We start from the raw sequence: 367 nt of genomic DNA on the forward strand, positions 1-367 counted from the left end.
CATGTTGTAAAATGTTTCGCAAAATCAATTTACAACTTTGAGGGGAAACCTTTAGGGAGTACCCTCATTTTAAAAAATTAGTCGGTCACTAGTGTTATTTAAAGTATTATACTAAAACTAAGATTACTTATAAAATCTCACTAGTTAATTACACAAAGTGGAAAATCGTAACACCTTTTTAGATATTTATTTGCCCCTCTGTGGCGTATGAAGGAACTTTTATGGTATACTGAAAGGTAGCTGTTTTACTCGGCTGTATAGCTATGTTTTCCGTTGAAAAGCTCATCCAATCCTTAATGGTTCCCATAGTCCATTTATCAATTGAAACCGTATAAGTATCCGTGCGCTTATTTTTCACCTTTACCTC

1 protein-coding gene is annotated in these 367 nt (G+C 33.8%); it reads right to left on the minus strand.

Translation table 11 applies throughout. The annotated features are described in order from the left end of the window. Positions 1–178: 178 nt before the first annotated feature. Positions 179–367 (minus strand): hypothetical protein (locus ACRD7B_RS22820; protein WP_430826983.1); only part of this gene is annotated, 189 nt, incomplete at its 5' end.

Source organism: Carboxylicivirga fragile (genome assembly GCF_050589805.1).
GTDB lineage: Bacteria > Bacteroidota > Bacteroidia > Bacteroidales > Marinilabiliaceae > Carboxylicivirga > Carboxylicivirga fragile.